The sequence below is a fragment of the Microbulbifer taiwanensis genome, from assembly GCF_014904815.1.
Taxonomy (GTDB): Bacteria; Pseudomonadota; Gammaproteobacteria; order Pseudomonadales; family Cellvibrionaceae; genus Microbulbifer; species Microbulbifer taiwanensis.
Map to the genome: position 1 here is coordinate 22,668 of NZ_JACZFR010000052.1, position 10,626 is coordinate 33,293.

Annotated in this window: 13 protein-coding genes; 1 reads left to right on the forward strand and 12 read right to left on the reverse strand. The window is 61.1% G+C overall.

Features of this window, described 5'->3' with window-relative positions; genetic code table 11:
• Positions 1-50 precede the first annotated feature (50 nt).
• The 10 genes from tmk to IG627_RS17290 all read right to left on the reverse strand — a co-directional run bounded on the left by tmk (position 51) and on the right by IG627_RS17290 (position 8,111).
• Positions 51-674, reverse strand: a complete 624-nt coding sequence (gene tmk / locus IG627_RS17245; RefSeq protein WP_193193928.1) for a dTMP kinase — start codon at positions 672-674, stop codon at positions 51-53.
• A 14-nt stretch (positions 675-688) separates the two neighbouring features.
• On the reverse strand, positions 689-1,771 hold the full coding sequence (gene mltG / locus IG627_RS17250; protein ID WP_319024593.1) for an endolytic transglycosylase MltG: 1,083 nt from the start codon (positions 1,769-1,771) through the stop codon (positions 689-691).
• Positions 1,768-2,538, reverse strand: a complete 771-nt coding sequence (locus IG627_RS17255) for an aminotransferase class IV (RefSeq protein WP_193193930.1) — start codon at positions 2,536-2,538, stop codon at positions 1,768-1,770. The genes mltG and IG627_RS17255 overlap by 4 nt, the downstream gene beginning before the upstream one ends.
• Before the next feature lie 61 nt (positions 2,539-2,599).
• Positions 2,600-3,841 (reverse strand): beta-ketoacyl-ACP synthase II, encoded by a 1,242-nt coding sequence (fabF, locus tag IG627_RS17260; protein WP_193193932.1) that lies wholly within the window; start codon positions 3,839-3,841, stop codon positions 2,600-2,602.
• Between the two features lie 196 nt (positions 3,842-4,037).
• Entirely contained in the window at positions 4,038-4,274 is a 237-nt protein-coding gene (gene acpP, locus IG627_RS17265) for an acyl carrier protein (protein ID WP_067080870.1), read from the reverse strand.
• A 225-nt stretch (positions 4,275-4,499) separates the two neighbouring features.
• A complete protein-coding gene (fabG, locus tag IG627_RS17270) occupies positions 4,500-5,255 on the reverse strand; it encodes a 3-oxoacyl-ACP reductase FabG (protein ID WP_193193934.1) in 756 nt (251 codons plus the stop codon).
• Between the two features lie 41 nt (positions 5,256-5,296).
• Complete coding sequence (gene fabD / locus IG627_RS17275; RefSeq protein ID WP_193193936.1) at positions 5,297-6,241, reverse strand: ACP S-malonyltransferase; 945 nt, start codon at positions 6,239-6,241, stop codon at positions 5,297-5,299.
• A 43-nt stretch (positions 6,242-6,284) separates the two neighbouring features.
• Positions 6,285-7,298, reverse strand: coding sequence for a phosphate acyltransferase PlsX (plsX, locus tag IG627_RS17280; protein WP_193193938.1), 1,014 nt, complete (start codon positions 7,296-7,298; stop codon positions 6,285-6,287).
• A 3-nt stretch (positions 7,299-7,301) separates the two neighbouring features.
• Complete coding sequence (gene rpmF / locus IG627_RS17285) at positions 7,302-7,493, reverse strand: 50S ribosomal protein L32 (RefSeq protein ID WP_069947959.1); 192 nt, start codon at positions 7,491-7,493, stop codon at positions 7,302-7,304.
• Between the two features lie 75 nt (positions 7,494-7,568).
• Complete coding sequence (locus tag IG627_RS17290) at positions 7,569-8,111, reverse strand: YceD family protein (RefSeq protein ID WP_193193939.1); 543 nt, start codon at positions 8,109-8,111, stop codon at positions 7,569-7,571.
• Positions 8,112-8,125: 14 nt separating this feature from the next.
• On the opposite strand from IG627_RS17290, the gene IG627_RS17295 reads away from it, so the two are divergent.
• Positions 8,126-8,812 carry a Maf family protein gene (locus tag IG627_RS17295; RefSeq protein WP_319024594.1) on the forward strand — a complete coding sequence of 229 codons (687 nt, stop codon included), beginning with the start codon at positions 8,126-8,128 and terminating at the stop codon, positions 8,810-8,812.
• 18 nt (positions 8,813-8,830) lie between these two features.
• On the opposite strand, the gene IG627_RS17300 is transcribed toward IG627_RS17295, so the two are convergent.
• Positions 8,831-9,475, reverse strand: coding sequence for an HAD-IA family hydrolase (locus IG627_RS17300; RefSeq protein WP_193193942.1), 645 nt, complete (start codon positions 9,473-9,475; stop codon positions 8,831-8,833).
• Between the two features lie 8 nt (positions 9,476-9,483).
• A complete protein-coding gene (gene rluC / locus IG627_RS17305; protein ID WP_377484215.1) occupies positions 9,484-10,509 on the reverse strand; it encodes a 23S rRNA pseudouridine(955/2504/2580) synthase RluC in 1,026 nt (341 codons plus the stop codon).
• Positions 10,510-10,626 lie beyond the last annotated feature (117 nt).

A 10,626-nucleotide genomic window follows, 5' to 3' on the forward strand; every position in this document is an offset into this window, starting at 1 on the left:
GGTTCTATCTTTCAATTTTCTTGTAGGAACGGATGGCCGCCCCGCCGCTCCTACCTAAGGAGTTTTTCGAGTTCTGACTGCAGCTGCTGCTGCACCTGCTCCAGCGGCCGGCTCGCATCGACCACCGCATAGCGTTCAGGAGCGGCCTCGGCGCGCTCTCGATAAGCGGCGCGCACGCGCTGGAAAAATGCCAGTTGCTCGCTTTCGAAGCGGTCTGCCGCACCGGTACTGGCAGCGCGCTCGAGGCCTACTTGCGGATCCAGGTCCAGCAGCAAGACCCTGTCTGGACGCAGATCACCCTGCACCGTCTCCTCCAGCTGCGCGATCAGGGCGCGATCCAGCTGGCGGCCGCCCCCCTGGTAGGCATAAGTGGCATCGGTGAAACGATCGCAGATTACCCAGTCTCCGCGTTCGAGCGCCGGTTTGATCACCTGGGCCAGGTGCTGCGCCCGCGCGGCGAATACCATCAGCAGCTCCGCCGTTGGATCCACGGCCTCCTCGCGCCGGCTGAGCAGGAGCTCACGCAGCTCCTCCGCCAGGGGCGTACCGCCGGGCTCGCGGGTCTGCACAAACGCAATGCCCTTCTCCCGCAGCCATTCGGTTACGAACTGCAAATTGGTGGATTTGCCCACCCCTTCGCCGCCCTCGAGGGTGATGAATTTTCCTCGCTGCACTCTCACTATCCTTTTCAGTTTTCCTTGGCCGGGCTGGAACGATAGTCGGCGCGGCGCTTCAGTTGGAATTCGCGCACTGCCCTGTTGTGCTCGGCGAGGGTAGCGGAGAAGTGGTGCGAGCCGTCGCCCTTGCCGACGAAGTAGAGACTGTCGCCGGCTTTCGGATTCAGGGCCGCGCGAATTGCCTCGCGCCCGGGCAGCGCAATGGGTGTCGGCGGCAGGCCATTGATTACATAGGTGTTATAGGGGGTGGCCTGGCGCAGGTGGGCACGGGTCAGGTTGCCGTCGAAATCGTCGCCCAGACCGTAAATCACTGTCGGGTCCGTCTGTAGGCGCATGCCCATGTTCAGCCTGCGCACAAAGACGCCGGCAATCTCACTGCGCTCCGAAGGCTGGCCGGTTTCCTTCTCAATCAGCGACGCCATGATCAGTGCATCGTAGGGGGAGCTGTAGGGCAGATTGTCCCCGCGCGCCTGCCACTCCTCCTTCAATACCTGCTGCATCCGCTGGTAGGCCTGTTGCAACAGGTCGATATCCGTAGTGCCGGAACGGTAGATGTAGGTATCCGGGAAAATCCAGCCCTCTGGGCTCTCATTGTTGGCATCGTCGAAACCCAGGGCCCGGGCGGCGGCATCTGCTGTCGAGCCGGCCTCCGACTGGACGATATTGCGCCCCGAACGCACCTGATCCAGGGCCTGACGGAAGGTCCAGCCCTCTACCAGGGTAAGGCGATAGCGGGTGACGTCACCGCGATTGAGGCGGGCCACCAGGTCCATTGCATTAGTGCCCCTGGGCAAAAGATATTCCCCGGCGTGTATGCCGGTTTCCCCCTGCCAGTAGGCATAGGCCAGCACCAGCCGCGGCCACCTGACTACACCCTCTTTCTGCAGATCCCGCAGGGCGCGCGACAGGTTGCTGCCGCTGGTCACCTCGAAACGCAGGCCATCCTCGTCAACCGCCAGGGGCTCTACCAGGGCTGTCCTCAACGCCCAGAGTGCCGCCGCTGCCGCCAGCAGTAACAGGAATGTGGCGCCAAAGAACGCGCGCCAGAGCCGCTTTCCTGGTTTCGATGAGGTCTTTGTCTGTTTTTTCTTCACCACAACCGTTCCGTTATCAACTGCTGCAATCGCCGCGTCTCCGGGCCTATGGACCAACGACAGTGGCCGATCAGTTCTCGCACCGGCATTACCCCACGCACGCTGTTGCACAGGGCTACCTCCATCCCGGCGCACAGGCTCTCGAGATCCATATCCACCTCCTGCAACGGGACGCGGTCGGCCAACCAGTCGCGCATCACGCCGCGGACGCCGCAGCGCCCCAGATTCGGCGTGACCCAGCCGTCGCCCAGCCAGACCAGCAGGTTGCAGCGCAGGCTTTCGATAACCCGCCCCGCGGTATCCCGCATCAGGCCGTCGCACAGCCCGATCACCGGCAGTTCGTCTTTGGCGCGATTATATCCTGTGCGCAGCAGTGATTTGCAGCCCGGGTTGGCAGTATTGAGTGTCCGCAGCCGCGTACTGCAGGGAAACAGCATCACGCCCTGCTCCAACTCCGGGGTCGACTCCAGGGACAGCAGGCTGAGATCCCACTGCCAGCGCCCCTCGACTGCGCCGCAACGAAGTCGCATTTTCGCCGCATCTTCAGGGCAATTTGCTGCAACGGCCAGTAAAAACGCCTCAATCCGGTCCAGATCCACTGCGTTTACCCGGCCACTGCGTTGCAGGCGCTGGCGGTGCAGCGCCCACAGGGGCAGGCACCCACGCTGGCAGCGCATGGTCTCGAGGAGCCCGTCGCGGTAGACGCAGTCCTCCGGCAGGGCGTTGACGGCACGGCCTAGGGAATAGAGTTGCGGGAGCTGGGGCATGCTTCCCCCCCGGGAGAATTGCGCCCGCCCAGGTGAATGACCTGGCGGCGGGCGCAGCGAATCAGGCGCGCTTGAAGATCAGCGAACCGTTGGTACCGCCGAATCCAAAGGAGTTGGAAAGGGCGGCATCGATGGCCATCTGCTGGGCCTCCAGGGGCACCAGGTTGATGTTGTTGCAGGCCTCATCCGGGTTGTCGAGGTTGATGGTGGGCGGGCCCACCTGGTCGCGGAGCGCCAGCACCGAGAAGATCGCCTCTATCGCGCCGGCGGCGCCGAGCAGGTGCCCGGTCATAGACTTGGTCGAACTGACCGCAATCTTGTCCGCTGCACTGCCGAAGATCGAGTGCACCGCCTGGATTTCCGCCTTGTCGCCCAGCGGCGTAGAGGTGCCGTGAGCATTGATGTACTGGATAGCGTCCGCCGCCAGGCCCGCATCATTGAGGGCATTCTGCATCGACAGGGCCGCGCCGGCACCGTCCTCCGGCGGCGACGTCATATGGTGGGCGTCGCCACTCATACCGAAACCGCTCAGTTCCGCGTAGATTTTGGCTCCGCGCGCCTTGGCCCGCTCGTACTCTTCCAGTACCAACACGCCGGCGCCCTCGCCCAGCACAAAGCCGTCGCGATCCCTGTCCCAGGGGCGGCTGGCGGCCTGCGGGTCATCATTGCGGGTGGATAGCGCGCGCGCAGCACAGAAGCCTCCCAGGCCAACCGGAGTGGTCACCATTTCCGCACCACCGCACACCATCACGTCGGCATCGCCGTATTGGATGGTGCGCATACCCAGACCTATCGCGTGGGTACCGGTGGTGCAGGCAGTCGTAGTGGACAGGTTTGGCCCTTTCAAACCGTATTTGATCGACAGGTTGCCGGCGACCATATTGATGATGGCGCCCGGCACAAAGAAGGGGGATACACGGCGCGGACCTTTTTCCGCGATCAGCATTGCATTGTCTTCGATGGCCTGGATACCGCCCATACCGGAACCGATGCAGGCCCCAATCCGCGGGGCGTCATCGATACTCACCTCCAGGCCGCTGTCTTCGATGGCCTGAATACCCGCGACCATACCGAACTGCAGAAACACGTCCATTTTGCGCGCTTCCTTGGCCGGCATATAGGGCGTCGGATCGAAGTTCTTTACTGTGGCCGCAAAGCGGGTAGAAAATGCCGAAACATCAAAAGTTTCAATCGGCGCAGCACCGCTGGTGCCTGCGAGAACGGCAGACCAGGTATCGTCCACAGTATTACCCAGCGGACTGACCATACCTATTCCGGTTACGACAACTCTTCTACGCGACACTCGTGTTCCCCCGAAATTCTCTATTGCACTACCGTAAATACCCTTGTGGGGCCGCCGAACAAAATCGGATACAGCAGTCACAATTTCTCAGTGCTAATAAAAGGAGAGCCGTACTATGCAACATAGAACGGCTCTCACAATACACTCGGTCTCGAATAGCAAGCGGCTAACGAAACCCTAAACTGCCCAGCGGGGATTAACCAAGGTTTTCCTTGATGTAATCGATAGCCAGCTGAACAGTGGTAATTTTCTCGGCTTCTTCGTCGGGAATTTCTGTTTCGAATTCCTCTTCCAGAGCCATGACCAACTCAACTGTGTCGAGGGAGTCAGCGCCCAGATCTTCAACAAAAGAGGCTTCAGGCTTAACGTCTTCTTCCTTCACGCCCAGTTGTTCAGCAACGATCTTTTTAACGCGCTCTTCAATGCTGCTCATGATTCAATTTAACTCCTAGTGGATAAAAATCTGTTTTAGCCGTTATTGTTCTTGCACCGCAATGAGTTGCGGAGATAACGACCGGCTCACACAGCTTCTGGTAAATGCGAGGCGGCATTGTACCCCAACTTTTTAGGGATGTAATGCGCCGCCTTTCACCGCCGTCAGACTGAATGCAAAATCCTTAAAAATCAACTAGTTATAGAGGATTTTTGAGGAAAAGGCTCACGCCATATACATGCCGCCATTGACGTGGATCGTCTCTCCGGTGACATATCCGCCGGCGTCGCTGGCCAAAAATGCGACAACCGAGGCGATCTCTTCCGGCGCACCGAGACGGCCCAGCGGAATCTTGCTCATCAGGGCTTCGCGCTGCGCCTCCGGCAGCACCTTGGTCATATCGGTATCGATAAAACCCGGTGCAACAGTGTTTACGGTAATACCGCGGGAGCCGACTTCCGCCGCAAGCGAACGCGCAAAACCTGCCACGCCGGCTTTGGTCGCCGCGTAGTTGCTCTGACCGGCGTTGCCCATGCTGCCCACTACCGAGCTGATATTGACGATGCGCCCCCAGCGTGCCTTGGTCATATCGCGCAGGCAGGCCTTGGTGACGCGGTAGACGGCGGAGAGATTGGTATCGATGACCGAATCCCACTCGTCGTCCTTCATGCGCATCAACAGGTTATCCTTGGTGATGCCGGCATTGTTGACCAGTATGGTCGGCGCGCCAAATTCACTTTTGGTTGCGGCGAGCAGCTCGGCGAGGCTCTCGGCACTGGTGACATCCAGCACCCTGCCGGCGCCGGCGATACCCTTCTCTGCAAAGCGCGCACTGATCTTTTCCGCGCCCGCGGCACTGGTGGCAGTACCGATAACAGTGGCGCCCAGTGCGCCCAGGGTGTCGGCAATGGCAGCGCCTATACCGCGGCTGGCGCCAGTGACCAGCGCTACCTTTTCATTCAGAGAGTTTGTTAGTGTCATTGTCACTCCAGGGTGATTCGGTGATACATCAATTGGCGCCTTTACTCGGCGACGGCCAGCAACGCCTCATTAAACTGCGCCGGCGTATCGATATTGTGACTGCCGAGGCCACGATCTATGCGCTTTGCCAACCCGGCCAGCACTTTGCCGGAACCGCATTCCAGCAGTTGTTCGGTACCGTCGGCGGCCATGGCCTGCACACAGGAAGTCCAGCGCACCGGGCTGTAGATCTGCTCAACCATCAGTGCCTTGATCGCCTGCGGATCAGATTCCGGCCTGGCATGCACATTGTGAATAACCGGGATTTCCGGCGCGTGAAAGACCGTGGCCTCGATCTGCGGTGCCAGCTTTTCCGCCGCCGGCCGCATCAACTCGGTATGGAAAGGCGCACTGACCGGTAGCGGCATGGCGCGCTTGGCGCCGGCAGCCTTACAGGCTTCGATGGCGCGCCCTACGGCGGCACTGCTGCCGGCGATCACCACCTGACCGGGCGAATTGTAATTGACCGCGGCAACCACTTCGCCCTGAGCCGCATCCTCACAGGCCCTCTCCACCGCGGCATCGTCGAGGCCGATGACAGCGGCCATGGCGCCCTCGCCTGCCGGCACGGCCTCCTGCATCAGGCGGCCGCGTTCGCGCACCAGTTGCACGGCGTCGGTGAACGCCAGAGTGCCGGCGCAGACCAGTGCTGACCACTCGCCCAGGCTGTGGCCTGCCATGCGCGCGGGATGCACCCCGCCTTTGGCGCACCAGGCGCGATACAGCGCAACACTGGCTGTCAGCAACAGTGGCTGGGTGCGTTCGGTCAGATTGATATCGGCCTGTTCGCCGGTCTGGCACAGGTCCCAGAGGTCGTAGCCGAGGACGTCGGAAGCCTCGGCAAAAGTCGCGTGTATTTCGGGAAACTCAGCCGCGGCTTCCGCCAGCATACCTATCTGCTGGGAGCCCTGGCCGGGAAAGACAAATGCGAGCCTTGCATTGGTCATGGAACATCCTTAAACCTGTTTGGCAGTATTTCGAAAGGGAGATCTATGGCTGTGCCAGAGCCCGACCGAGCCTCGTGGCCAAATCGGCCTCGGCGCACTCTTTGGCAGTGATCATGGCCCGGAAGAATGCCTCACTGCTGGCACCACCGTGACTCTTGATCACATTGCCTTTCACCCCTAAAAAGCTGGCGCCATTATAGCGGGAGGGCTCCACCTGTGTACGCCATTTTCGCAACAGCTTTATGGCTAACTGGCCAAAAAAACGCTTGAAATACCCCTTTTTCTCGATGGTGAACGCTTTTTGACCCATCAGTCGGATCACGCCCTCGGCGGATTTCATGGCCACATTCCCCATCAGGCCATCGCAGACGACCACATCCACGACGCCGGTAAAGATGTCATGCCCCTCAACGAAACCGGCGTAATGAATCCCCGGATCCGCCTCCAGCAGCCCCGCGGCGCGGCGGATCTCTTCCGTCCCTTTATGCGCCTCGGCACCGATGTTCAGCAGTGCCACTTCGAGATCCCGCCTGCCGGTGTGCACCCGTTGCGCCTCTACCCCCATGCGGGCGAATTGCAGCAGGTCCTCGGCACTGCAGTCGATGTTAGCACCCAGGTCGAGCAGAAAGCAGGACCCCCGCTCGGTCGGCACGGATTTGCCCAACGCGGGTTTGCGCACGCCCTCAATATTGCCAAGGATACTGCGGCTCAGCGCCAGCAATGCGCCGGTATTACCCGAGGTAACCATCGCCTGCACCTCGCCACCGGACACCGCCTGCAGCGCCATAGCCATGGAGGATTCACGCTTGTGGCGCAACGCCTGGCGGGGATTACAGCTCTGGGTGATAACCTGCTCGCAGGAGACGATTTGCAGCCGGTTGCCGAGTTGCTGCGGCCGGGCTTCATCGATGAGGTCTTGGAGTTGGGTGCGGGGACCGAAAATCTTCAGTTCCGCCTGGGGGAATCTTTGCAGGAACCTGATACAGGCCGGAACGACAGAGCGGGGACCTAAGTCCCCGCCCATCGCATCCACGGCCAATCGCAATTGGCTGGACAAAGTTTACTCTTCTTCAGAGCCGCCGACTTCGATCACCTTGCGACCGCGGTAGAAACCGTCTTTGGTCACGTGGTGACGACGGTGCTTCTCACCGGTAGTCGGGTCAACGGACAGGGTCGCGCCGGCGCCCAGGGCGTCGTGGGAGCGACGCATACCGCGACGGGAACGAGTCTTCTTGTTTTGTTGAACAGCCATGGCTTGCTCCTAAAATAAACAAATTACACTGGAACCGGGGCGCCTACCGGCGAGCCCAAACTCATCCAACCGCCCTCAGGACTTGTTCGATGAACCCTTCAACTGTTCCAGCACTTTAAAGGGGTTTTCCCGCTGCTCACCAGCCTCATCGGTCTCCTCCCCGCAGTGGAAGCGATCGCGAGCGATGCACTCCTCTTCGTGATAGGCCACCATGGGCAGGTTGAGCAAAATCTCATCTTCCAAAACCTGATACAGGTTCAGCTCATCGCCATCCTGTATCACCGGATCCAAATCCCGGGGCAGCGCATTGCCCTGCTCTTCGGACCACACTATCCCCCAGCGGAACTCCGCCCGGACTTCCTCGGCCACCGGCTGCAGACAACGCTGACACTGCAGTTGCACGCTGCAGTTCAATTTGCCACTCACCACCTGGTGCCGCTGAAGATCTCGCCCGAACTCAAGGTCAGCACGGACATTCCCATCGATCGACTCCACCGCAGCGCACAGCCGCTCCAGCGACTCCTGCGGCAGTATGCCGACCAGATGCTGCTCGCGCTGCACCAGTTTGCGTGCATCGACGCTCTTGGGAAGCGCTGCTGTAGAGGGGGGTATCGACATAAGCGCGCAATTCTATGGACAAGCCCTACCCTTGTCAAAACAATTCAACCGCCGCAGTATCGGGCATCACAAACGATTTCAGTCAGCTCCAGTGGACACCCTCGCTTATGGCCCGCCCCTTGATTCTAGCTTCCAGCTCCCCCTACCGGAGAGCGCTGCTCGAGCAGCTGCGAATCCCCTTCGAGTGCGAATCTCCACATATAGATGAAGAAGCATTACCTGGAGAGACACCGAGACAACTGGCCCTGCGCCTGGCACGGCAAAAGGCATGCGCACTGGCGCTCCGGCACCCGGACGCCCTGATCATCGGCTCTGACCAGGTCGCCGAGTGCGATGGACAGGCACTCGGCAAGCCGGGCAGCTGCGAAAGGGCCATGGCGCAACTGCGGGCCTGCCGCGGCCGGCAAGTGCATTTCCATACCGGTATCAGCCTGCTGGACGCGGCGAGCGGGATCCAGCGCACCGAAGCGGAGACTTTCAGTGTGCATTTCAGGCAACTCAGTGAAAGCCAGATTCAACGCTACGTAGAACTGGAGTTGCCGCTCGACTGCGCAGGTTCGTTCAAGGTGGAAGGTCTGGGGATAGCACTATTCGAAAAAATGGAAGGTTCGGATATGAATTCCTTGATCGGTCTTCCATTAATTCGATTAGTTACGATGCTGCAGGAGTTCGGAATCGACCCGCTCGCACCCATGGAATAAGGCGCTCATCGAGGCCCCTCAGGGAACCAGGGGCGGCCATTGGAGCAATTCGGAGAAATGATCGATGATCACCTTCGGCTTGAATGCGGCCAGGCGCTCCGGGTGATGCACGCCGTAACTCACGCCGATAGAGTCCATACCCGCCGCAGCCGCCATCTCCAGGTCGTAGACCGTGTCGCCAACCATGACTGCCTCTCCCGTCGCGCAACCGGTTTCTTCGAGCAGCTCGCGCAACATTCGCGGATCCGGCTTGGATGCCGTCTCATCGGCACAGCGACTGGCGACAAACAGCGCTTCCAGCCCGTGCTCTTCAAACTCCCGGCTCAAGCCGTGGCGACTCTTGCCTGTGGCCACTGCGAGCTGGTGACCCGCCCCGAGCAGCTGATCCAGGGTCTCCAGCACACCATCAAACAGCGGTAAAGGCTCCGCCCGGGCGGCCAGCCACTCCTCGGAGTAGAAGTCGCGCAGCTGCTGTCGCTGTATAGCGGCAGCTTCCGGAAACAGGGATCCTATCGCCTCCGGCAAACCCAGGCCGATGATATTGCCAATGGCCTCCGGTGCCAGCACCGGCAACCCCACCCTGTCGGCGGCGCGCAGCATACAGGACACAATGCGCGCCTCCGAATTGCATACGGTGCCATCCCAATCGAGGATTACCAACATAACTGCTCCTACAGATCCCGCAGTGCCGCCAAGACCACCTCTAACTCCGCCGGAATCGGCGCCTTCACTTCAACAAGCTCCCCGCCGGGCAGAGTACTGCGCACCAGTGCCGAATGCAGGAACAGGCGCTTCAATCCCAGCTCGCGAAACTCCCGATTGACGGCATCCGCGGTGTACTTTGCATCCCCAGCCAGCGGGCAGCCGACAAACTGCGCATGCACGCGAATCTGGTGCGTGCGGCCGGTCACCGGCTCAGCGGCGACCAGGGTCGCCCCCCTGAAGCGCTCCAGCACCTGGAAGCGTGTCTCCGACGGCTTACCCTCCGGGTCGACCGAAACCATGCGCTCGCCACTTTTCAGGGTGTTCTTGCGCAGCGGCACCTCAACTACCCGGCGACCGCGCGGCCACTTGCCCGCCGCCAGCGCCAGGTAGGATTTGCCGACCCGCCCGGCGCGCAGCTCCGCCTGAACGTGCTGCAGCACCGAGCGCTTGCGCGCGACCATAATGGCACCGCTGGTATCCCTGTCTAAGCGATGCACCAGCTCGATAAAACGACTCTGCGGGTACATCTGCCGCAACACCTCGATCAGCCCCAGGCGCACACCGCTGCCACCGTGCACTGCGAGCCCCGCGGGCTTGTTGATCACCAGCAGGCCCCCGGCATCATAAAGTATGGATTCTTCCACCAGCTTGCGCAGCTGCTCGCCGGCAACCGGGGCCGGCGCCTGCTCGGCAGCACGGATCGGCGGCACCCGCACCAGGTCACCGGCCTGCAGCTTGTACTCCGCCTTCACCCTCCCTTTATTTACCCGCACCTCGCCCTTGCGCAGGATGCGGTAGATACGCGAGCGCGGTACGCCCTTGAGGCGCGCCTGGAGAAAGTTGTCAATGCGCTGACCGGCCAGCTCGTCGGGCACAGTCAGCAACTGCACGCCGCCGGACGGGCTCCAGCTATCGGTCGGGGTGGCCGAAGAGGCCGGATCGGCCGCCGGGGCCGACTTGGGAGGAGGGTTACTTCGCATGGGGCGCATGATAGCGCCCCCTCATATTCAATAGAAGCGCCGAGGCGCGTGCAATTGAAGCCGCCCGCGGGGCGTGCTATATTCGGCCGGCCTGAATTGGGCTGGTTTTCGGCGGTGCGCGGCTTTCAC